The organism is Pseudomonas sp. GW823-FHT02E01 (assembly GCF_058797535.1).
Window position 1 is genome coordinate 118,108 of the sequence record NZ_JBXAJS010000008.1, and the last position, 21,817, is coordinate 139,924.

The window sequence follows — 21,817 nt, forward strand, 5'->3', positions numbered from 1 at the left end:
ATGGAGCATTGCCAAGACCGACTTACTGTATATAATCCCAGTCACTGTATAAAAAAACAGAGCGATCGATATGCTAAAGCTGACGCCACGACAAGCAGAGATTCTGGCCTTCATCAAGCGCTGCCTAGAAGACAACGGGTATCCACCCACCCGCGCGGAAATCGCTCAGGAACTGGGTTTCAAGTCACCCAATGCGGCGGAAGAACACCTCAAGGCACTGGCCCGCAAGGGTGCAATCGAGATGACGCCTGGCGCCTCCCGCGGCATCCGCATTCCCGGCTTCGAAGCCAAGGCCGACGATTCCACCCTGCCGATCATTGGCCGGGTAGCAGCCGGCGCCCCGATTCTTGCGCAGCAACACATCGAAGAGTCCTGCAACATCAATCCCGCCTTCTTCCATCCGCGCGCCGACTACCTGCTGCGCGTCCATGGGATGAGCATGAAGGATATCGGCATTTTCGACGGCGACCTGCTGGCGGTCCACACCACCCGCGAAGCCCGTAACGGCCAGATCGTCGTTGCGCGGATCGGCGACGAAGTGACCGTCAAGCGCTTCAAGCGTGACGGCAGCAAAGTCTGGCTGATCGCCGAGAACCCCGAGTTCGCCCCTATTGAAGTGAACCTTCAAGACCAGGAACTGGTGATCGAAGGCTTGAGTGTCGGCGTCATTCGCCGCTAAAGGAGGCACCATGCAGTTCCCACAGACATCACCACAGCAAACCCAACTGCCGTTGTTCGAAGCGTTCATGGCACAGCCATTGGCGCCGATCCTGAAAGACGTAGTCGAGTCCCCCTGGAGCGCCGAACCTGACGTTTTCAGCGAGCTGTCACTGCGTGGTGCAGCCGGGAACTGCCTGAGCCTTCTGGCACCGATCCTCAGGGAATTGAGCCAGGACCAGGACGCACGCTGGCTGACACTGATCGCGCCACCCGCCAGCCTGACTCAAGCCTGGCTGCGAGATGCCGGCCTTAACCGCGAGCGCATTCTGCTGCTGCAACCCCGGGGCACCCAGAGCGCCCAGCAACTGACTTGCGAAGCCCTGCGCCTGGGTCGTAGCCACACGGTGGTCAGCTGGATCAACCCGCTGAGCCCCCAATCGCGACAACAACTGATCAGCGCCGCCCGTACCGGGGACGCTCAGAGCCTGAATATTCGACTGGGTTAACCGGCGGACAAACGCGTGATTCACCGCGCAAGGCTTCTCCAGGGACAGAGAAGCCGATGAGTAACGACATCAGGAAAAACGACAGGCGGCGGTCAATGAAGAACCCGCGACCCCTCTTCCTTGTCGAATTCGCCTTCAACCAGGCGACCGGCCATCTGAACACCGACGCTCAACATCGCCTTGGCGACTTCCACGTGCTGCCCTTGCAGGAATGCCTTGGCGTCCTCGGAGAAATCCAAAGTAACCAGAGAACCCTCGTCCTCGGCCCTGCGCAGCTCGATACGGCCGTCTGGTAACTCGACAATTTCTAGAAAGGACGTTGGCATAAAGGACTGTTCTCCACGAAAGGCGGGGATTATATAGGCATCGGCCAGGCTTCGCTCGGGATCTTGACCAGATGCCATCCCAAAACTGTTTCTGTCAGCACTCGTTCAGGCCTTCGCGAAAGCGGATCGCCAACCCCTTCAGGTTCTGACGCCAACTCTCCAGCTCTTCCCGACTCAGCTCTTGCGGCGCCTCCTCTTCATCCAGATTGACAGCCTGAATCAGTGGCTGGGTCACGTCCCCTTTCGGCTTGTGGGGCGCGCGCGGCGGCTGAAACAACGCAGCATGGGCAGCCAACAACTTGGCCAGCCAGGTTTCCGGGTTATTGGCCAGCTCGACCAGCTCAGCCATTTCCGGAATGGCGATGGTGTCCAGCACTTCGCGAGTCAGCAACAACTCTGCACGGGGTGCATTGGCCTGAGGCAAGCGATAGAAACCGGCGATCTCGTGACACAGGCCCAGCAGCGCGCCGTACAGATGAAACAGCGCGGATTCGCGCCCAGCCTGGATCAGCGCCAGCGAATTCATCGCCCGCCCCTCTTCAGTGCGGGCCAGCGCTTCGAGCGACAAGCCGGCGAAATAAATCTTCTGATTGGTGCGGGTGTACAGTTCGTGGGCCATGACGGCAGCCTCCACAACGAAATAATTGCTTCACGCAGGTTTGACAGTGTCATGGATCAGCCGATCCGACCGCAAGCACAAAACAAAAAGGCCGCATGAAAACCCGAGGGTTCTCATGCGGCCTTGCGCACTGACTGTAGGAGCGAGCTTGCTCGCGATGGACCTGAGAGCAACGCGGGCATTCTGAAGGCCCGCGTCATCGTTGACGACCATCGCGAGCAAGCTCGCTCCTACAGTTTTTTAAGCCTTGGCTGCCGGACGCTTGTCTTCGACCGCCCACTTGCCGCCGTCGTAGAACGCTTTCCAGCCAGTCGGCTTACCGTCAACTTCGGTCTGCACGTACTGCTCCTTGGTCTTGCGGCTGTAACGAATCACAGCTGGGAGGCCATCCGGATCTTTCTTCGGTGCTTCGCAGAGGAAGTGATACTTCGGATCGATCTCATCCTTGTGCGGGATGATTTCCATCACCAATGGAGCACGAGTCTCGCGGTTTTTCGGGAACTGGCTGGCCGCCAGGAACAGACCGGATGCACCGTCGCGCAGAATGTAGGTGTCGTTGACCTTTTCGCACTTCAGCTCAGGCATCTTCACCGGATCCATCTTCGGCGGCGCCGCATCACCACTCTTCAGCAGTTTGCGGGTGTTCTTGCAGGTGGCATTGGTGCAACCGAAGAACTTGCCGAAACGGCCGGTCTTGAGCTGCATCTCGCTACCGCACTTGTCGCACTCCAGGCTCGGACCTTCATAGCCTTTGATGCGATAGGTGCCCTCTTCGATTTCGTAGCCATCGCAATCCGGGTTGTTACCGCAGATGTGCAGCTTGCGCTTCTCATCGAGCAGGTAGGCGTCCATCGCCGTGCTGCAGATCGGGCAGCGATGCTTGCCACGCAACACCAGCGACTCCGATTCACCCTCGTCGTCCGCAGCGATTTCATCGCCCGGCACCAGGTTGACGGTGGCCTTGCAGCGCTCTTTCGGCGGCAGGCTGTAGCCCGAGCAACCGAGGAACACGCCGGTCGACGCGGTACGGATCTGCATCGGCCGGCCGCAGGTGGTGCACGGAATATCAGTCATGACGGGCTGATTGGCCCGCATGCCGTGTTCCGGGCTTTCGGCTACTTCGAGTTTCTTCTTGAAGTCGCCGTAGAACTCGTCGAGCACGTTTTTCCAGTCGCGTTCGCCCTGGGCCACGTCATCGAGATGCTCTTCCATGCCCGCGGTGAAGCCGTAGTCCATCAGGTTGGAGAAACTCTCGGCCAGACGCTCGGTGACGATGTCGCCCATCTTTTCCGAATAGAAACGACGGTTGTGCAGCGCCACGTAGCCGCGGTCCTGAATGGTCGAAATGATCGCCGCGTAGGTCGAAGGACGACCGATGCCGCGTTTTTCCATTTCTTTTACCAGGCTGGCTTCCGAGTAACGCGCCGGCGGCTTGGTGAAGTGCTGGGTTGGATCAAGCTTGATCAGCTTCATCGCGTCGCCCTGGGCCATGTCCGGCAGCACGTCGTCATCGCCTGGCTTGGCGATTTGCGGCATGACGCGGGTGTAACCGTCGAACTTCAGGATGCGGCCCTTGGCGCGCAGCTCGAAGTCGCCGGCACCGACAGTGACCGTGGTCGACAGGTATTGCGCCGGCAGCATCTGGCAGGCGAGGAACTGGCGCCAGATGAGCTCGTAGAGGCGCTCAGCGTCACGCTCCATGCCCGACAGCTTGCTTGGCTCGGTATTGGCATCGGACGGACGAATCGCTTCGTGAGCCTCTTGTGCGCCTTCCTTGCTGCTGTAGACGTTCGGGGTTTCCGGCAGGTATTTCTTGCCGAATTCGCCTTCAATATAGGCACGCGCCATCGCCACGGCATCAACCGAAAGGTTGGTGGAGTCGGTACGCATATAAGTGATGTAGCCAGCTTCGTAAAGACGCTGGGCCATCATCATGGTCTTCTTCACACCAAAGCCCAGGCGATTGCTTGCGGCTTGCTGCAAGGTGGACGTGATGAAGGGTGCCGACGGCTTGCTGCTGGTCGGCTTGTCTTCGCGCTTGACGATGCTGTAGCTGGAAGCCTTGAGCTTCTCCAGCGCGGCCATGGCCTGGGTTTCATTGAGCGGCTTGAAGGCTTCGCCTTTCTCGCGGGCCACATCGAAGCGCACGGTCGCGCCTTTTGCGGTGCCAAGGTCGGCGTGAACTTCCCAGTACTCTTCCGGGATGAACGCGCGGATTTCACGTTCGCGCTCGACCACCAGCTTCACGGCAACCGACTGCACGCGACCGGCGGACAGACCGCGAGCGATCTTGGCCCACAGCAGCGGCGAAACCATGTAACCCACCACGCGGTCGAGGAAACGACGCGCCTGCTGGGCGTTGACGCGGTCGATATCCAGCTCACCTGGTTTCGAGAAGGCTTCCTGAATCGCCTTCTTGGTGATTTCGTTGAACACCACGCGTTTGTAGCGGGTGTCGTCACCACCGATGGCTTCGCGCAGGTGCCAGGCAATGGCTTCCCCCTCGCGGTCCAAGTCGGTTGCGAGATAGATGGTGTCAGCATCCTTGGCGAGCCGGCGCAGCTCTTCGATGACTTTTTCCTTGCCCGGGAGGATCTCGTACTTGGCTTTCCAGCCATGATCCGGATCGACACCCATGCGCGCGACCAGCTGCTTGCGCGCTTTTTCTTTCGGCGACAGTGCCGGCGCTTCACCCGCAGCGGCCTTGCCGCGCTTGGCGGCTGGCTCTTTGCTGGCGCTAGCCGAACCGCTGGTGGGCAGGTCTCGGATATGGCCGATACTCGACTTCACCACGTATTCGTTGCCCAAATACTTGTTGATGGTCTTGGCCTTAGCCGGGGATTCCACAATGACCAGCGATTTGCCCATGGATCAGAAAATTCCTGAATTCGAGAAGTGAAAGGCGGTTGGCGCCTGACGCGGCACCGCTATATATAGTGGCTACAAGATGAGGTCAAGCGCAGGGCTCTGCGCGCACTCCCCTTATGGCTGCGGAAAAACGCTCGGTTCGGCCTGCACCAAAGCAAAGCGTGGCACCTGTTCGCCGTCAACCTCGACGGACTCCAGGAACATGCTCAAGGGACGCACCCAAAAGCCGTAATCGCCATACAGGGCTTGGTAGAAGACCACTTCTTCTTCGGTTTCCGAATGCCGCGCAACACTGAATACGCGGTACTGCGGACCTTTGTAATGTTGGTAGAGCCCAGGTTGTATCGGCATGCTTTGGCCCTCACTCAAATTTTTTCAAAATAAAAAAATAAATCCGGAAAAACAAAAACCGGGGCACTTGGCCCCGGCTTCCATCAACGAGACGCTTAAACGCGTTCGAAGACGGTGGAGATGCCTTGGCCGAGACCAATGCACATGGTGGCTACCCCGAAGGTACCGCCATTCTGCTTCATCACATTGAGCAAAGTGCCGGAGATACGCGCACCGGAGCAACCGAACGGGTGGCCCAGGGCGATCGCGCCGCCGTGCAGGTTAACCTTCTCGTTCATCTTGTCGAGTACTTTCAGATCTTTCAGCACTGGCAGGGCCTGTGCGGCGAAAGCTTCATTGAGCTCGAAGAAGTCGATGTCGGAAATGCCCAGACCCGCGCGCTTCAGTGCTTTTTGTGTGGCCGGTACTGGACCATAGCCCATGATTGCCGGATCCACACCTGCCACTGCCATCGAACGAATCACCGCCAGAGGCTGGATACCCAGATCCTGTGCACGCTGCGCCGACATCACGATCATGCACGAGGCACCATCGGTGATCTGCGACGAGGTACCGGCTGTCACGGTGCCGCCCTTCGGATTGAACGCCGGCTTCAGAGCCGCCAGGCTTTCCAGGGTGGTTTCCGGACGAATGGTTTCGTCGTAGTCGAAGGTTTTCAGGAAACCGTTCTCGTCGTAGCCCTGCATCGGGATGATTTCGTCTTTGAACTTGCCTTCCACGGTCGCCTTGTGGGCGAGCTGGTGGGAGCGCACGCCGAAAGCGTCCTGCTGCTCGCGAGTGATGCCGTGCATCTTGCCCAGCATTTCCGCGGTCAGGCCCATCATGCCCGAGGCTTTCGCCGCGTACAGCGACATGTGCGGGTTCGGATCGACACCGTGCATCATGCTCACGTGACCCATATGCTCGACGCCACCAACCACGAAAACGTCACCGTTGCCGGTCATGATTGCTTGCGCGGCAGTGTGCAGCGCACTCATCGACGAGCCACACAGACGGCTGACGGTCTGGCCGGCCGAGGTGTGCGGGATCTGGGTCATCAGCGACGCCATGCGCGCGATGTTCCAGCCCTGCTCCAGGGTCTGGTTCACACAGCCCCAGATCACGTCTTCGACTTCGTTCGGGTCGACCTTGACGTTACGTTCCAGCAGTTTGCTGATCAGGTGCGCCGACATGTCTTCGGCACGGGTGTTGCGGTGCATGCCGCCCTTGGAGCGGCCCATCGGAGTACGACCGAAGTCGACAATCACGACGTCTCTAGGATTCAAGCTCATAAGTTCACTCTCACTCTAGTTGGGGGCGCTTAACCGAAGAAGCTCTGGCCGTTCTTGGCCATTTCGCGCAGCTTCGCGGTCGGGTGGTACAGCGCGCCCAAATCAGCGTACTGGTCAGCCAGGGCAACGAACTCTGCCACACCGATCGAATCGATGTAACGCAGCGCACCGCCACGGAATGGAGGGAAACCAATACCGTAGACCAGACCCATGTCGGCTTCGGCAGCAGTTTCGACGATGCCGTCTTCCAGGCAACGCACGGTTTCCAGGCACAGCGGGATCATCATCCAGTTGATGATGTCTTCGTCGGTGACTTCGCGCTGCTCGTAAACGATCGGCTTGAGCACTTCCAGTACCGAAGGATCGGCCACTTTCTTCTGCTTGCCTTTCTTGTCGGTCTCGTAGGCGTAGAAGCCCTTGCCGTTCTTCTGGCCCAGGCGCTTGGCTTCGTAGAGCACGTCAACGGCCGAGCGACGGTCGTCTTTCATGCGGTCCGGGAAACCTTCAGCCATTACGTCGCGACCGTGGTGACCGGTGTCGATGCCGACCACGTCCATCAGGTACGCCGGGCCCATCGGCCAGCCGAATTTTTCCATGATCTTGTCGATACGGACGAAGTCCACACCGGCGCTGACCAGCTTGGCGAAACCGCCGAAGTACGGGAACAGGACGCGGTTGACCAGGAAGCCCGGGCAGTCATTGACCACGATCGGGTTCTTGCCCATTTTCTTGGCGTAGGCAACGGTGGTGGCAACAGCCAGCTCGCTGGACTTCTCGCCACGGATCACTTCCACCAGCGGCATCATGTGCACCGGGTTGAAGAAGTGCATGCCGACGAAGTTTTCCGGACGCTTGAGGGCCTTGGCCAGCAAGGTGATGGAAATGGTCGAGGTGTTGGACGCCAGGATGGTGTCCTCCTTGACCTTGTCTTCAACTTCGGCCAGTACCGCTTGCTTGACCTTCGGGTTCTCGACGACCGCTTCGACCACCAGATCCACGTGACCGAAGTCGCCGTAAGACAGGGTTGGACGGATGCCGTTGAGCACTTCAGCCATTTTCGCGGCGGTCATGCGACCTTTATCAACGCGGCCGACCAGCAGTTTGGCGGCTTCGGCCAGACCCTGCTCGATACCGTGCTCGTTGATGTCCTTCATCAGGATCGGCGTGCCTTTGGAGGCCGACTGATAGGCGATACCGCCACCCATGATGCCGGCGCCCAGTACGGCGGCCTGCTTCACGTCCTTGGCGATTTCGTCGTAGGCCTTGGCCTTTTTCTTCAGTTCCTGATCGTTCAGGAACAAGCCGATCAGGCTCTGCGCAGCAGAGGTCTTGGCCAGTTTGACGAAACCTGCAGCTTCAATTTCCAGCGCCTTGTCGCGACCGAAGTTCGCGGCTTTCTGGATGGTCTTGATCGCTTCAACCGGCGCCGGGTAATTCGGACCAGCCTGGCCGGCCACGAAACCCTTGGCGGTTTCGAAAGCCATCATTTGTTCGATGGCGTTCAGCTTCAGCTTTTCCAGCTTCGGCTGGCGCTTGGCCTTGTAGTCGAACTCGCCGGAGATGGCGCGCTTGATCAGTTCCAGCGCGGCATCCTGCAGTTGCTCAGGAGCAACCACGGCGTCGACGGCGCCGACTTTCAGCGCGTCTTCAGGACGGTTTTCCTTGCCGGCGGCGATCCATTCGATGGCGTTGTCGGCACCGATCAGGCGCGGCAGGCGCACAGTACCGCCGAAGCCCGGGTAGATGCCCAGCTTGACTTCCGGCAGACCGATCTTGGCCTTGGTGGACATGACGCGGTAGTCCGCCGCCAGGCACATTTCCAGACCGCCACCCAACGCGATGCCATTGATCGCGGCGACGGTCGGGACGTTGAGGTCTTCGAAATCGCTGAAAATCTTGTTGGCTTCGAGGTTGCCAGCAACAAGTTCTGCATCCGGCAGCTTGAAGTTGTCGACAAATTCGGTGATGTCGGCGCCGACGATGAACACGTCCTTGCCACTGCTGACGATCACGCCCTTGATCGAAGCATCTGCCTTGATGGTGTCTACGGCCTGACGCAGTTCGTTCAGGGTTAGACGGTTGAACTTGTTGACGGACTCACCCTTGAGGTCGAACTTCAGTTCGACGATGCCACTTTCAAGAGCCTTAACCGTGATGGCTTTACCTTCGTAAATCATCAACTGATCTCCACGATATGGAAGCTGAACAGTACACGTCGGACGCAGGCGAACGGCTTGGCAGGGACGTTGATCGTCAATGCTACGCCCATTCCCCCGGCACACCCGCCAACGCGATAGTCGGGATTCTGTAGGAGCGGTCTGAAATACAAACGCTCAATTCATACGCCCGTTTGATTTGGGTACGTCACCTTCACGGAATTTCCGACAATTGTCAATCGCCCGAAACACGGGTTGAAACGCGACTTTCCGGTCATATCCGTACTGCGAAGACCTTAAACACGCTTGAGCATGCAAGGTCATTCATAGAATCAATTGTTAGAAAGTTCGCCCTAATTCGCTGCAGCCCGTGTTTAACAAGCTACGCTGGCGGAACCCAGGGGAAAATTTTGAACGCTTTTGGCGAATGCCCAGCGTAAGATCAGCCAACACCGTTTTTACCGGCCTGCCTGGCCAACTCCAGCCCGATGATGAATGTCGGGCTTTTTATTGCCTGCGAAAAACACCTGTAGGAGCGAGCTCGCTCGCGATGGACGTCAACGATGACGCGGGAAGCCTGGCACCCCGCGGCGCTCTCAGGTTCATCGCGAGCAGGCTCGCTCCTACAGGGGATCGGGTTTCAGGCGAGGGCTTTGAGGGTGGCGTCGATCTGCTGCAACACCTCGGCCTCGCCCTTCTCGCCCCAGTACAACGTGATCATTTGCTTGTCCGCCTCGACTTTGTAGACGTTGGCCGGCAATTTTTCGAAATGATCGAGCAGTGCCCTGTCTTCACAGATTTCCTGCCATTGATTGACCCAGACACCCGGTGATTTTTGCCAGTAACTCCAGCACGCCGGCTGATTGCCACGGCGAGGACGATGGTACTGGGCGCAGGGGCTCGGCGGCTCCTGGCTGAGCCAGTGCGGCCACTCCTGAGGCGCCAATTGCATGGCCAGCCCGATGCGCCGAGCCTCCATCCGCAAGGCGATGCGCCCGCTCTGAACTCGCGACGGCCGCAACCATGCCAGCGGACTCAGCACCACCAGCAGGATTGACACCACTATCCAGACCGTCATATCTGTACTCCCGAATTTGAATGAGCCCATTGTGTCACTTTGGAACCAATGCGCTTGAAACCAGCCATACTTACCAATATTGCATCCCTCAGGAGGAGCACCTCATGCCCTACAACCATATTCTGGTCGCTGTAGATCTGACCGAAGAGTGCGACCCTGTGATTCACCGCGCTCGCGAACTGTCGGTGAGCAACGGTGCGAAATTGTCGCTGGTGCACATTGTCGAGCCGATGGCGATGGCCTTCGGCGGCGACGTGCCGATGGACCTGTCACAACTGCAACAGCAGCAGTTCGATCAAGCCAAGGAGCGCCTTGACCGCTTGATCCTGAAATACCCGGAGCTCTCCAGGGAATACAGCCACCTGACCTACGGACAGCCACGCCAGGAGATCCACCACCTGGCCAAGGAGCAAACCTGCGACCTGATCGTGGTGGGCAGCCATGGCCGGCATGGTCTGGCACTGTTGCTGGGCTCCACCGCCAATGACGTGCTGCATGGCGCGCCTTGTGATGTGCTGGCGGTGCGTCTGCAAAACAAAAGCTGACAACACACCCTTGTAGGAGCGAGCCTGCTCGCGATGGTCGTCAACGATGACACGGGAAGCCTGACACCCCGCGGCGCTCTCAAGTTCATCGCGAGCAAGCTCGCTCCTACAGGGGGATTGCATTTCATATGAAAAGCCCGGCGTTCATCACTGAACGCCGGGCTTTTTTTGTTACCGGGTCAATCAGGCATCCAGCTCGGCCCAACGCTCGACCATGATGTCGAGTTCAGCCTGCAACTGCTCCAATTGAGCAATCACCGCAGCCGTTTCGGCCGCCGGACGCTGATAGAAGCCGGCATCCGCCATCTGTGCTTCAACGGCGGCAATCTGCTGCTCCATGGCCTCGATCTGCCCCGGCAACGCTTCCAGTTCGCGCTGCAATTTGTAGCTTAGCTTTTTCTTCGCCACTGGCGCTTCGACAGCTGCCGCAACCGGCGCAGGCTCGGCCTTCACCACCGCGGAGTTCAGGTCGGCCTTGCCGGACTTGCTCTCGGTCACGCCCAGCAGGCGCGGCGAGCCGCCCTGGCGCAGCCAGTCCTGGTAGCCACCGACGTACTCGCGCACCTTGCCTTCACCTTCGAAGACCAGGGTACTGGTGACCACGTTATCGAGGAATGCCCGGTCGTGGCTGACCATCAGTACGGTGCCGTTGAAGGTCAGCAGGACCTCCTCAAGCAATTCGAGAGTTTCGACGTCGAGGTCGTTGGTCGGTTCGTCGAGCACCAGCAGGTTCGCCGGCTTGCTGAACAGCTTGGCCAGCAACAGACGGGCACGCTCACCACCGGACAGCGCCTTGACCGGCGTACGCGCACGCTGGGGGCTGAACAGGAAGTCGCCGAGGTAGCTCAGCACATGGCGGCTCTGGCCGTCGATGTCGATGAAGTCGCGACCTTCGGCGACGTTGTCGATCACGGTTTTTTCCAGGTCCAGCTGATGGCGCAACTGGTCGAAGTAGGCGACATCGATCCGGGTGCCCTCTTCCACTTTGCCGCTGGTTGGCTGCAAACCGCTGAGCATCAGCTTCAGCAGCGTGGTCTTGCCGGTACCGTTGGCGCCGAGCAGACCGATACGGTCGCCGCGCTGCAGCACCATGGAGAAGTCCTTGATCAGGAACGGACCGTCCGGGTGAGCGAAACTCACATTATCGAGGACCATCACCTGCTTGCCGGACTTGTCGGCGGTTTCCAGCTGGATATTGGCCTTGCCGGTACGCTCACGACGCTCGCTGCGCTCGACACGCAAGGCTTTCAGCGCACGTACGCGGCCTTCGTTGCGGGTACGACGGGCCTTGATGCCCTGGCGAATCCACACTTCTTCCTGGGCCAGGCGCTTGTCGAACAACGCGTTGGCGGTTTCTTCGGCGGCCAGTGCGGCTTCTTTGTGCACGAGGAAACTGGCGTAGTCGCCGTTCCAGTCGATCAGGCCGCCGCGATCCAGTTCGAGGATGCGGGTTGCCAGGTTCTGCAGGAAAGAACGGTCGTGCGTGATGAACAGCACGGCGCCCTGGAAATCCTTCAGCGCTTCTTCAAGCCAGGCGATGGCACCGATGTCCAGATGGTTGGTCGGTTCGTCGAGCAGCAGCAGGTCCGGCTCGGACACCAGGGCCTGGGCCAGCAGGACGCGACGACGCCAGCCGCCGGACAACTCGGCGAGGGTCTTGTCGGCCGGCAGTTGCAGGCGGCTCAAGGTGCTGTCGACGAGGGTCTGCAAGCGCCAGCCATCGCGGGCTTCGAGGTCGTGCTGGACGTGCATCAGCTTGTCCAGATCGGCGTCAGTGACGATGTTCTGGCTCAGGTGGTGATATTCGGCGAGCAAGGCGCCAACGCCGTCGAGGCCTTCGGCCACCACGTCGAACACTGTCCGCTCGTCGGCCACCGGCAATTCTTGCGGCAATTCGCCGATCTTGAGCCCGGGTGCGCGCCAAACGGAGCCGTCATCGGGCTTCTGGTCGCCCTTGACGAGCTTCATCATGCTGGACTTGCCAGTGCCGTTGCGGCCGATGATGCACACCCGCTCACCACGGGCGATCTGCCAGGACACCTTGTCCAACAACGGCATAGCGCCGAAAGCAAGGGACACATCGCTGAATTTGAGCAGGGTCATGAGCTTCTCCAAAAACCGGGCGCGCATTCTACCTGACTTGAGGCTTCAGAAGGCCGGCAATTTCACTCTCGTAGCACTCTGCATGACAAATGTTGCGAACTGATGCGGGAAGACCCGCAAAGCTTTCACCGGCTGCTGGCAAAAGGCTAAGCTACAGACAATTCAGCGCGGGCCTGGCCCGCGCTTGTCATGATTTTTCTCTGCCCGGACGTCTCATGCGCAGTCGCCTTTTCAATCTTTTATCTGCTTTTTTACTGTCTGCCGCTGCCGTCCAATCCGCCCAGGCGGTGGACCTGTCCACCCAACGCCAGTATTACGATGAAGCCAAGCGCGCCCTGGCCAAGGGTGATAGCGGCCCGTATTTCCGTTACAGCCAGGCCCTCGCCGATTATCCGCTGGAACCCTACCTGGCGTACGACGAACTGACCGCGCGCCTGAAAACCGCGAGCAACGCCGAAATCGAGAAATTCCTCGCCGAACACGGCGACCTGCCCCAGGCCAACTGGATGAAGTTGCGTTGGTTGCGCTGGCTGGCGGAACGGGGCGACTGGGCGACCTTCGTCAAGTACTACGACCCGAAAATGAACTTCACCGAACTGGACTGCCTGAATGCGCAGTACCAGATCAGCCACAACCTCAAAGCCGAAGGTTACGCCAACACTGAAAAACTCTGGCTGACCGGTAAATCCCAGCCCGAAGCCTGCGATGCCCTGTTCGGCATGTGGGCCGCCGATGGCCAGTTGACCGAGCAAAAGCGTTGGGAACGCGCCAAACTCGCCGCCCAGGCGCGCAACTATCCCCTGGCCAACAGCCTGATCAACGGCATGACCACCCTCGCCCCTCGCGGCCGCTTGCTGGTGGACGTGGCGCAGAAACCGGAACTGCTCAACCAGCCGTCACGCTTTACCCCGGCCGATGAAGCCATGTCCGACGTGGTCAGCCTCGGCCTGCGCCGCCTGGCTCGTCAGGACCCGGACAGGGCCATGAATCTGCTCGACGGTTACGCCAGCAGCATGCATTTCTCCCGGGATGAAAAAGTGGCGATCGCCCGGGAAATCGGGCTGACTCTCGCCAAACGTTTCGACAGTCGAGCCCTGGACGTCATGACCAAATACGATCCGGAACTGCGCGACAACACGGTTTCCGAATGGCGCTTGCGCCTGCTCCTGCGCCTGGCGCGCTGGGACGATGCCTATCAGTTGACCCGCCGCCTGCCCCAGGACCTGGCCACCACCAACCGCTGGCGTTACTGGCAGGCCCGCACCCTGGAGCTGGCGCAACCGCAGAACCCGGAAGCCCAGACCCTGTATCGAAGCGTGGCTCGTGAGCGCGACTTTTATGGGTTCCTCGCGGCGGATCGCTCGCAGTCACCCTATTCGCTGAATAACAAGCCGCTGGTGATGAGCCAGGCGCTGATCAACAAAGTGCGCAACACTCCCGGCATACGTCGCGCCCTGGAGTTCCACGCTCGCGGGCAAATCGTCGACGGGCGCCGCGAGTGGTACCACGTCAGCCGTCACTTCAGCCGCGACGAAATGGTCGCCCAGGCCAAACTGGCCTACGACCTGAAATGGTACTTCCCGGCCATTCGCACCATCAGCCAGGCGCAGTACTGGGACGATCTGGATATCCGTTTCCCGATGGCCCACCGCAACACGCTGGTGCGTGAAGCGAAGAATCGCGGCCTGCATCCGAGCTGGGCATTCGCCATCACTCGCCAGGAAAGCGCCTTCATGGAAGATGCCCGCTCCGGGGTCGGCGCCTCGGGCCTGATGCAACTGATGCCCGCCACCGCCAAGGAAACCGCACGCAAGTTCAGCATTCCCTATAGCTCGCCACAGCAACTGTTCAACCCGGACAAGAACATCCAGCTCGGCGCCGCATACCTGAGCCAGGTGCACAGCCAGTTCAACGGCAACCGCGTCCTCGCCTCCGCCGCCTACAACGCCGGCCCGGGCCGAGTGCGCCAATGGCTGCGCGGTGCCGATCACTTGAGTTTCGACGTGTGGGTGGAAAGCATTCCGTTCGACGAAACCCGCCAGTACGTGCAAAACGTGCTGTCGTATTCGGTGATCTATGGCGAGAAGCTCAACTCGCCGCAGCCAATCGTGGATTGGCATGAGCGGTATTTCGACGATCAATGATCACTGCAGGAGCGAGCCTGCTCGCGATGGACATTAGAGTGCCGCTGGGTGTCAGGCATCCCGCGTCATCGTTGACGACCATCGCGAGCAGGCTCGCTCCTACAAGAGTTCCCCAGCGTTAATCAATCCATCACTGAACTGCAACGCCGCCAACCGCGCATACAACGCATTGCTGGCAATCAGCTCCAGATGCGTGCCCACCGCCACCAGTTTCCCCTGGTCCATCACCGCAATTCGGTCGGCGTTTTTCACCGTGGCCAGGCGATGGGCGATCACCAGGGTGGTCCGGTTTTTCATCAGGCTCGGCAGCGCCTGCTGGATCAGGTGTTCGCTTTGGGCGTCGAGGGCGCTGGTGGCCTCGTCCAGGAGCAGGATCGGCGCGTCCACCAGCAACGCACGGGCAATGGCCAGGCGTTGGCGCTGGCCGCCGGACAAGCCGAGGCCACCGTCCCCCAGATGAGTCTGGTAACCATTGGGCATGGCTTCGATAAAGTCATGGGCGTAAGCGACTTTTGCCGCTTCCTGTACCTCGGCCAACGTCGCCTGCGGATTGCCGTAGCAAATGTTTTCTTCAATGCTGCCGAAAAACAGCGCCGGGGTTTGCGACACCAGGGCAAAACAGCGACGCAGGTCCAGCGGGTCGAGTTGAGTCAACGGCACGCCATCGAGCAGGATGCGCCCCTCGGCCGGGTCGTAAAAACGCAGCAGCAAGTCATACACCGTGGATTTTCCGGCCCCCGATGGCCCGACCAGCGCCAGCGTCTCACCGGCATTGACGGTCAGGCTCAACCCGTCGACAGCATAATTTTCCGGCCGCGACGGGTAGGAAAAACGCACATTGTGTAGTTGTAGTTGGCCATTGACCCGCTCCGGCAGCTTCACCGCGTCCGCCACCGGCGGCAAGATGATGTTTTCCGAACGCAGCAACTCGGCAATCCGCTCGGCCGCGCCGGCTGCCCGCTGCAACTCGCCAATCACTTCGCTCAACGTGCCGAACGCGCTGCCGACAATCAGGCTGTAGAACACGAACGCCGCCAGCTCGCCAGCGGAAATTCGCCCGGCGATGACGTCCATGCCACCAACCCAGAGCATCACCCCGACCGCACCCAAGACCAACACGATCACCAGGGTAATCAGCCAGGCCCGCTGGAAGATGCGCTTGCGCGCGGTGTTGAACGCCTCTTCCACCGTCACGGCAAACCGTCGCTCGTCCTGGGCCTGATGGTTGTAGGCCTGCACGGTCTTGATCTGCCCCAGGGTTTCGGACACATAACTGCCGATATCGGCAATCCGGTCCTGACTCAGGCGTGAGAGGTTACGCACCCGGCGTCCGAAGATCAGGATCGGCGCGATCACCAGGGGCAAGGCAACCACCACGATGCTGGTGAGTTTGGGGTTAGTGATGAACAGCAGGACGATCCCACCGATCACCATCAGCAAATTGCGCAGGAACAATGACAGCGAAGAACCGATGACCGATTGCAGCAGCGTGGTGTCGGCGGTCAGGCGGGACTGGATTTCCGAGCTGCGATTGTCTTCGTAAAACCCCGGGTGCAGGTAAATCAGATGATTGAACACGTTGCGGCGGATATCGGCGACGCAGCGCTCGCCGATCCACGACACAAGGTAAAACCGTGCAAAGGTTCCTATCGCCAATCCCGCCACCAGTAACATGAACAGACCGATGGACTGATTGAGCAGATGCGGTGACTGGGTCATGAACCCCTCGTCCACCAGCAGGCGGATGCCTTGCCCCATGGACAAGGTGATGCCAGCGGTGACGATCAGCGCCAGCAAGGCGCCAAAGGCCTGCCAGCGATATGGCGCGATGAAGCGACTGGCCAGGCGAATGGCACGGCGGTGACGGGCAGAGAGCATCGTAATCATCCTGGACAAGGCAATCATTAGGGTCAGCCTATACCGCTCAATGGGGTGGCTTGCTGCAAATCACAATGAGTCGGGTTAATTATGTCCGCCAACACTAGAGGCTAGACGCTATTGGTCTAAAGTTCGGGTAGCCACGTGGTGGCATTTCTGGTGGACTGGTTCTGCCCCCCAGGAAAGATCGCAGGGAGTTGTCATAGCCCGGTCACCTGGCGGTTCTACAGTAAGCACACAACCTGATGAGGAGACAGGCCATGTCCTTGCAACACAGCAGCGATGACAAGATTCAAGTGATCCGCACGCAACCAGACCAGTCTCTGGGTTGCTCGATTATTGACGAGCAGGGTCGCGAAGTACCGATCACTGAAGAAATGATCCAGAAAGCTTGCAGCGAACTGGATAAGCGATTGGTCAAACCTGCCAAACAAAAGTGATGTAGCCACCGTCTTCTTGACCCGGCCCATTGTTGGCCGGGTTTTTTATTGCCGGCAAAAAAGACAATTACCCCCTCTCTGTAGGAGCGAGCTTGCTCGCGATGAACCTGAGAGCACCACGGGGTGTCAGGTTTCCCGCGTCATCGTTGACGACCATCGCGAGCAGGGCTCGCTCCTACAGGGGATTTGTGGTGCATATAGATCCTGTGTGGGAGCGGGCTTGCTCGCGAAGGGGCCACCGCGGTCTATCAGACTGCCGTTGCCCCCAACGCCGCCACAATCCTCTGCAACTCAGGCGCATCCCCCTCGATCCGCACCTGCAATCCGTCGATCTCTCGACGCGAAGGATAATTCTTGCGCAACGCATCAAATGCCGCTCGCTGTTCGCTGACACTGCCGACAAGGCTGCGACGGAAGTCCGCATCGTCACGTCGCGGGTCATACACGCCACGGCACAGCATCGCCAACGCCCAGGCCGGGTCACTTTGCGCATTGAGGGTCACGTGCGACAGCCACGGCGCCGGCAGCAAATCGCCCAGGCTGACCCGGGCTGGCTGCCCAAGGAAATCGCAATAGGCCTGATAAATCTGCGCGGTGCCCCGCTGCTTGCCGTCGAGGCTGTAGCCGGCAATGTGTGGCGTTGCCAGCACGCAGAGTTCGGCCAGCGCCACGTCGACTTCAGGCTCGCCTTCCCAGACATCGAGCACCGCTTGCAGGTCTTCGCGCTCCAGCAGCACGTCGCGCAGTGCTGCATTGTTGACCACCGGCCCGCGACTGGCATTAATCAGCCAGGTGCCGGACCTGAGCTGGTTCAGGTGTTTTTCATCGAACAAATGCCAGGTCGATTGCTGACCCTGTTTAGTCAATGGCGTGTGCAGACTGATGACGTCGCACTCGTCGATGATCTGCTCGAGGCTGACGTAGTCTCCACCTTCCGCAGTTTGCCGTGGCGGATCGCACACCAGCACCTTCCAGCCCAGGCCTTGCAATACCTTGACCAGGCGTCCACCCACTTCGCCGGCACCGACCACGCCGTAGGTACGCCGGGTCAGGTCGACACCCTCGATTTCGGCCAGGGTCAGCAGACTGCCGAGCACATAGTCGACCACACCACGGGCATTGCAGCCCGGCGCGCTGGACCAGGTGATACCGGCCTGCTGAAAGTAATTCAGGTCCAGATGATCGGTGCCGATGGTGCACGTACCGACAAAGCGCACCTTGCTGCCCTCGAGCAGCGCGCGATTGACGTTGGTCACCGAGCGCACCAACAGCACATCGGCCTGCTCGACCGTGGCACGGTCGATGGCGCGACCCGGTACCCGGCGGATTTCACCGAAGCCTTCGAAGAAGGCATCGAGCAGAGGGATATTTTCGTCGGCAACAATCAGCATGGCAGGCTCCTTTGGCGGGTTGGCAGTGTAGGCGCAGAATTCATCTCTGTGTAGGAGCGAGCATGCTCGCCATGGGCGTTAACGATAACGAGGGCTGCCTGAATGAACGCGGCGCCCTCACATTCATCGCGAGCGAGCTCGCTCCTACAGAGAGAGCGGAGCGATTACAAATACCCAACACAGTCTTTTCCTGACCGAAGCGTCAACGCGTAGAATGCGCAGCCCTGCGCATCAAAACCTCTGGACGCTTCGCTTGTGAATTCCGTGACTGACACTACCGCCGCCCCACGCACGACCCCGGTTCGCCTGGAACTCAAGGGCCTGCTCGGCCTGGCCCTGCCGATCATGATCGCGCAACTGGCCACCACGGCCATGGGCTTCGTCGATGCGGTGATGGCCGGCCGCGTCAGCCCGCGGGACCTGGCATCGGTGGCCCTGGGCAATTCGATCTGGATTCCGGTCTACCTGTTGATGTCCGGCGTCCTGCTGGCAACCACACCCAAGGTCGCGCAACGCTTTGGCGCCGGGCAGTTTGACGAAATCGGCCCGCTGGTCCGCCAGGCGCTGTGGCTCGCATTGTGTGTCGGGTTGATCGGCAGCGGCCTGTTGCTCGGCGCCGAGCCGATCCTGCATTGGATGAAAGTCGATCCGCAATTGATCGAGCCGAGCATGGGTTACCTGCACGGAATCGCCTTCGGCTTGCCGGGCATGGCGTTCTATTACGTGCTGCGCTGCTACAGCGATGGCATGGGTCGGACCCGTCCGAGCATGGTCATCGGCTTGTGCGGCCTACTGCTGAACATCCCGCTGAACTACACGTTGATCTATGGCCATTTCGGCGCACCGGCCCTGGGCGGCGTCGGTTGCGGCTGGGCCAGCGGCATCGTGATGTGGTTCATGGCGTTGAGCATGGCCGGCTGGACCTTCTGGGCCCCGTTCTATGCCCGCACCCGTGTGCTGGTGCACTTCGACCGGCCGAAATGGGCCGTGATCAAGCGCCTGGTCAGCATTGGCCTGCCGATCGGTATCGCCGTCTTCGCCGAGTCCAGCATCTTCGCGGTCATCGCCCTGTTGATCGGCAGTCTCGGCTCCACCGTGGTGGCAGGGCATCAAATCGCCCTGAATATCAGCTCGTTGCTGTTCATGATTCCTTACTCGCTGGGCATGGCGGTGACCGTGCGGGTCGGCCAGGCACTGGGGGCCGGCAATCCTTGGCAGGCGCGCTTCGCGGCGAAGGTCGGGCTAGGCGCGGCACTGGTGTTCGCGGCGTTCTCGGCGGCACTGATCCTGCTCCTGCGCGAACCTATCGCCTCGATCTACACGCCTGACAAGGCCGTGATCCAGATTGCGTCGATGTTGATTGTGTATGCCGCGCTGTATCAGTTTTCCGATGCCATCCAGGTGATCTGCGCCGGCGCGCTGCGTGGGTACCAGGACACCCGGGTGACGATGATCCTGACCTTGTTCGCCTATTGGGGCATCGGCCTGCCGGTCGGCTACGTGCTGGGACTGACCGATTGGTTCGGTCCGGCCAGCGGCCCGAGCGGGCTGTGGGAAGGGTTGATTGCCGGTTTGAGCTGTGCGGCGCTGATGCTGTCGATCCGACTGACGCTCAGTGCGCGCCGGCGGATTCGTAACAGCCAGGGTTGATCGCCACAACCCTGTAGGAGCGAGCTTGCTCGCGAAGGTCGTGAACGATAACGCGCGAAAACCAGATGCCCAACGGCGCCTTCGTTATTTTCGCGAGCAAGCTCGTTCCTACAGGGGGGTTGTTGGTTAAACAGACTTCTTGCGAATCCAGTAGAGGTAGGTGCCCTCATCTTCGTGCTGTGCCACCAGTTCATGGTCGAGAAACACACAGAACTTGGGAATATCGCGACGGGTCGACGGGTCAGTGGCGATCACCTTGAGCAGGCCGCCGGGCACCAGATCACGGATGTGCTGGTGCAGCATCATCACCGGCTCGGGGCAATTGAGGCCGGTGGCGTCGAGGGTGCCGTCTACCGGCGTATCAAGCATTTCACTCATGATTCACTCCTGAAACTGGCCGGCATTGTCGCGCATTGCCGGGTGTAACGTCATCTGTGGCATTACGCCGCCCCCTTGTAGGAGCGAGCCTGCTCGCGATGATCGTCAACGATGACGCGGGGACCTGACACCCCGTGGTGCTCTCAGGTCCATCGCGAGCAGGCTCGCTCCTACAGGGGATTGCGGTGTTTCAGCGGGACTTGGGTTTCTTCACGTCCAGTCGACGCAAATGGCAGGTCACTTCCTCGCGGTCGTGGTACAGCTGCTTGCAGCCAATCTCGACCTTGATACCCCGGGCCTTGAAGCCATCGGCAATGCGCTCGAGCAAACGCTTCACTTCGGCATAGCGCTGTTTCATCGGCAGCTTGAGATTGACCACCGCCTCGCGGCAATGGCCGTCGCCGATCCACTCTTCCAGCATCGCGGCATTGCGCGCCGGCTTCTCGACGATGTCGCAGACCATCCAGTCCACCGGCTGCTTGGGCTTGAAGGTGAAACCGTCGGCCATCAGATGTTGCACCAGACCGGTGTCCATCAGGCTTTCGGCCATCGGGCCGTTGTCGATGGCGGTCACCAGCATGCCACGGTTGACCAGTTGCCAGGTCCAGCCACCAGGGGCGGCCCCCAAGTCAACGCCGGTCATGTCACCATGCAGGCGCTCGTCCCACTGGTCGCGCGGGATGAAGTGGTGCCAGGCCTCTTCCAGCTTGAGGGTCGAGCGGCTCGGCGCCTCGCGGGGGAACTTCAAACGGGGAATGCCCATCGGCCACATCGCCGAGTTGTTCGACTCCGCCAGGCCCATGAACACTTCACGACCGCTCTTGAACGTCAGCAGCAAACGCGGCTTGTGGGCATCTTCCACCAGCTTGCCGGCCGCCATCAGCGCCTTGCGCAGGTGCACTTCGAATTTCTTGCAGAAGTTCGACAGTTCCTTGCCGTCGTTGGTGTCGACCATTTCCAGCCACAGGCTGCCGCACAGCGGAAAGTCCGCCATGTGGGCGAGGATCACACTGATGCGGTCGGTTTCCGGCAGATCGATGAAAATCCCCCGGGCCCATTGGCGCGGGAAGATCAGCTCGGCAAAACGCTGCCCGCGCATCAGGCGCTCGGCGCCGTCTTCTTCGGTGCAGACAAACTCGGCGCAGGCAGTAGCCGCCTTGGCCTTGGCATAACCGGCCACGTTCAAGCGCGCGGCGAGGTCGGAAATCTCGGAACAGACTTCGCCTTCGAAGCCCGGCCGGCAATGCATAAAGAGGGTGTTCATTAATACTCCTGGACCCTGTAGGAGCGAGCTCGCTCCCACAAAGAGAGACCGCTTGCCCTGAAGCAAAGCCTGTCACGAAAACCGGCGCATGATAGCCGAGATCGGAAGCTGGAGCTTGTCGATAGAACCCGGTTATTAGCCAGCTACTGAAAACAGAGCTAGGTTTAATGTTCTGCCCATCCCCTCAGT

At 60.0% G+C, this 21,817-nt stretch carries 18 protein-coding genes; 6 read left to right on the top strand and 12 right to left on the bottom strand.

The genetic code is table 11. The features are described 5' to 3' along the window. Positions 1-70: 70 nt before the first annotated feature. Together lexA and sulA are read left to right on the top strand one after the other, a co-directional pair. On the top strand, positions 71-679 hold the full coding sequence (lexA, locus tag AC1RDQ_RS20100) for a transcriptional repressor LexA (RefSeq protein ID WP_007995278.1): 609 nt from the start codon (positions 71-73) through the stop codon (positions 677-679). A 10-nt stretch (positions 680-689) separates the two neighbouring features. Then, the gene (gene sulA, locus AC1RDQ_RS20105; protein WP_007991406.1) at positions 690-1,166 is read left to right on the top strand and encodes an SOS-induced cell division inhibitor SulA; all 477 of its coding nucleotides are present in this window, start codon (positions 690-692) and stop codon (positions 1,164-1,166) included. A gap of 92 nt (positions 1,167-1,258) precedes the next feature. Here sulA and AC1RDQ_RS20110 read toward each other — a convergent pair whose 3' ends face one another. The 7 genes from AC1RDQ_RS20110 to AC1RDQ_RS20140 form a co-directional block, all read right to left on the bottom strand. Then, positions 1,259-1,492 (bottom strand): hypothetical protein, encoded by a 234-nt coding sequence (locus tag AC1RDQ_RS20110; protein WP_046041430.1) that lies wholly within the window; start codon positions 1,490-1,492, stop codon positions 1,259-1,261. Between the two features lie 94 nt (positions 1,493-1,586). Continuing rightward, on the bottom strand, positions 1,587-2,111 hold the full coding sequence (locus AC1RDQ_RS20115) for a DUF6586 family protein (RefSeq protein ID WP_057715652.1): 525 nt from the start codon (positions 2,109-2,111) through the stop codon (positions 1,587-1,589). Positions 2,112-2,351: 240 nt separating this feature from the next. Then, positions 2,352-4,979, bottom strand: coding sequence for a type I DNA topoisomerase (gene topA / locus AC1RDQ_RS20120; RefSeq protein ID WP_492587961.1), 2,628 nt, complete (start codon positions 4,977-4,979; stop codon positions 2,352-2,354). Between the two features lie 114 nt (positions 4,980-5,093). Then, the gene (locus tag AC1RDQ_RS20125; protein WP_057715655.1) at positions 5,094-5,330 is read right to left on the bottom strand and encodes a DUF1653 domain-containing protein; all 237 of its coding nucleotides are present in this window, start codon (positions 5,328-5,330) and stop codon (positions 5,094-5,096) included. 95 nt (positions 5,331-5,425) lie between these two features. Continuing rightward, a complete protein-coding gene (fadA, locus tag AC1RDQ_RS20130; protein WP_008023006.1) occupies positions 5,426-6,601 on the bottom strand; it encodes an acetyl-CoA C-acyltransferase FadA in 1,176 nt (391 codons plus the stop codon). Between the two features lie 29 nt (positions 6,602-6,630). Further along, positions 6,631-8,778, bottom strand: coding sequence for a fatty acid oxidation complex subunit alpha FadB (fadB, locus tag AC1RDQ_RS20135; protein ID WP_057715656.1), 2,148 nt, complete (start codon positions 8,776-8,778; stop codon positions 6,631-6,633). A gap of 619 nt (positions 8,779-9,397) precedes the next feature. Beyond that, entirely contained in the window at positions 9,398-9,835 is a 438-nt protein-coding gene (locus tag AC1RDQ_RS20140) for a hypothetical protein (RefSeq protein WP_090454096.1), read from the bottom strand. Positions 9,836-9,939: 104 nt separating this feature from the next. Between AC1RDQ_RS20140 and AC1RDQ_RS20145 the strand changes: the two genes are divergently transcribed. Further along, positions 9,940-10,380 (top strand): universal stress protein, encoded by a 441-nt coding sequence (locus AC1RDQ_RS20145; RefSeq protein ID WP_046041383.1) that lies wholly within the window; start codon positions 9,940-9,942, stop codon positions 10,378-10,380. Positions 10,381-10,563: 183 nt separating this feature from the next. On the opposite strand, the gene AC1RDQ_RS20150 is transcribed toward AC1RDQ_RS20145, so the two are convergent. Then, on the bottom strand, positions 10,564-12,483 hold the full coding sequence (locus AC1RDQ_RS20150) for an ATP-binding cassette domain-containing protein (RefSeq protein WP_008022990.1): 1,920 nt from the start codon (positions 12,481-12,483) through the stop codon (positions 10,564-10,566). Between the two features lie 215 nt (positions 12,484-12,698). Between AC1RDQ_RS20150 and AC1RDQ_RS20155 the strand changes: the two genes are divergently transcribed. Then, complete coding sequence (locus tag AC1RDQ_RS20155) at positions 12,699-14,627, top strand: transglycosylase SLT domain-containing protein (protein ID WP_057715658.1); 1,929 nt, start codon at positions 12,699-12,701, stop codon at positions 14,625-14,627. A gap of 99 nt (positions 14,628-14,726) precedes the next feature. On the opposite strand, the gene AC1RDQ_RS20160 is transcribed toward AC1RDQ_RS20155, so the two are convergent. After that, the gene (locus AC1RDQ_RS20160) at positions 14,727-16,514 is read right to left on the bottom strand and encodes an ABC transporter transmembrane domain-containing protein (RefSeq protein WP_492588007.1); all 1,788 of its coding nucleotides are present in this window, start codon (positions 16,512-16,514) and stop codon (positions 14,727-14,729) included. A gap of 251 nt (positions 16,515-16,765) precedes the next feature. Here AC1RDQ_RS20160 and AC1RDQ_RS20165 point away from each other — a divergent pair, with 251 nt between their 5' ends. After that, positions 16,766-16,945: a PA1571 family protein gene (locus tag AC1RDQ_RS20165; protein ID WP_057715660.1), complete on the top strand. Its 180-nt coding sequence runs from the start codon at positions 16,766-16,768 to the stop codon at positions 16,943-16,945. 248 nt (positions 16,946-17,193) lie between these two features. Here the strand turns inward: AC1RDQ_RS20165 and pdxB are convergent, their stop codons facing one another. Then, on the bottom strand, positions 17,194-18,336 hold the full coding sequence (gene pdxB / locus AC1RDQ_RS20170; protein ID WP_057715661.1) for a 4-phosphoerythronate dehydrogenase PdxB: 1,143 nt from the start codon (positions 18,334-18,336) through the stop codon (positions 17,194-17,196). A 255-nt stretch (positions 18,337-18,591) separates the two neighbouring features. Between pdxB and AC1RDQ_RS20175 the strand changes: the two genes are divergently transcribed. Further along, positions 18,592-19,986, top strand: a complete 1,395-nt coding sequence (locus tag AC1RDQ_RS20175; protein ID WP_492587962.1) for an MATE family efflux transporter — start codon at positions 18,592-18,594, stop codon at positions 19,984-19,986. Positions 19,987-20,112: 126 nt separating this feature from the next. Here AC1RDQ_RS20175 and tusA read toward each other — a convergent pair whose 3' ends face one another. Together tusA and rlmM are read right to left on the bottom strand one after the other, a co-directional pair. After that, on the bottom strand, positions 20,113-20,364 hold the full coding sequence (gene tusA / locus AC1RDQ_RS20180; protein ID WP_056721984.1) for a sulfurtransferase TusA: 252 nt from the start codon (positions 20,362-20,364) through the stop codon (positions 20,113-20,115). Positions 20,365-20,554: 190 nt separating this feature from the next. Next, positions 20,555-21,628, bottom strand: a complete 1,074-nt coding sequence (gene rlmM / locus AC1RDQ_RS20185; RefSeq protein WP_057715663.1) for a 23S rRNA (cytidine(2498)-2'-O)-methyltransferase RlmM — start codon at positions 21,626-21,628, stop codon at positions 20,555-20,557. Between the last annotated feature and the right edge of the window lie 189 nt (positions 21,629-21,817).

Bases quoted from the DNA above. Each gene is read 5' to 3' on its own strand.
- AC1RDQ_RS20165 (WP_057715660.1), top strand. From the start codon at position 16,766: ATGTCCTTGCAACACAGCAGCGATGACAAGATTCAAGTGATCCGCACG.
- sulA (WP_007991406.1), top strand. From the start codon at position 690: ATGCAGTTCCCACAGACATCACCACAGCAAACCCAACTGCCGTTGTTC.
- pdxB (WP_057715661.1), bottom strand. From the start codon at position 18,336: ATGCTGATTGTTGCCGACGAAAATATCCCTCTGCTCGATGCCTTCTTC.
- topA (WP_492587961.1), bottom strand. From the start codon at position 4,979: ATGGGCAAATCGCTGGTCATTGTGGAATCCCCGGCTAAGGCCAAGACC.
- tusA (WP_056721984.1), bottom strand. From the start codon at position 20,364: ATGAGTGAAATGCTTGATACGCCGGTAGACGGCACCCTCGACGCCACC.
- fadB (WP_057715656.1), bottom strand. From the start codon at position 8,778: ATGATTTACGAAGGTAAAGCCATCACGGTTAAGGCTCTTGAAAGTGGC.
- rlmM (WP_057715663.1), bottom strand. From the start codon at position 21,628: ATGAACACCCTCTTTATGCATTGCCGGCCGGGCTTCGAAGGCGAAGTC.
- AC1RDQ_RS20115 (WP_057715652.1), bottom strand. From the start codon at position 2,111: ATGGCCCACGAACTGTACACCCGCACCAATCAGAAGATTTATTTCGCC.
- AC1RDQ_RS20110 (WP_046041430.1), bottom strand. From the start codon at position 1,492: ATGCCAACGTCCTTTCTAGAAATTGTCGAGTTACCAGACGGCCGTATC.
- AC1RDQ_RS20145 (WP_046041383.1), top strand. From the start codon at position 9,940: ATGCCCTACAACCATATTCTGGTCGCTGTAGATCTGACCGAAGAGTGC.
- AC1RDQ_RS20150 (WP_008022990.1), bottom strand. From the start codon at position 12,483: ATGACCCTGCTCAAATTCAGCGATGTGTCCCTTGCTTTCGGCGCTATG.
- AC1RDQ_RS20140 (WP_090454096.1), bottom strand. From the start codon at position 9,835: ATGACGGTCTGGATAGTGGTGTCAATCCTGCTGGTGGTGCTGAGTCCG.
- AC1RDQ_RS20155 (WP_057715658.1), top strand. From the start codon at position 12,699: ATGCGCAGTCGCCTTTTCAATCTTTTATCTGCTTTTTTACTGTCTGCC.
- fadA (WP_008023006.1), bottom strand. From the start codon at position 6,601: ATGAGCTTGAATCCTAGAGACGTCGTGATTGTCGACTTCGGTCGTACT.
- lexA (WP_007995278.1), top strand. From the start codon at position 71: ATGCTAAAGCTGACGCCACGACAAGCAGAGATTCTGGCCTTCATCAAG.
- AC1RDQ_RS20160 (WP_492588007.1), bottom strand. From the start codon at position 16,514: ATGATTACGATGCTCTCTGCCCGTCACCGCCGTGCCATTCGCCTGGCC.
- AC1RDQ_RS20125 (WP_057715655.1), bottom strand. From the start codon at position 5,330: ATGCCGATACAACCTGGGCTCTACCAACATTACAAAGGTCCGCAGTAC.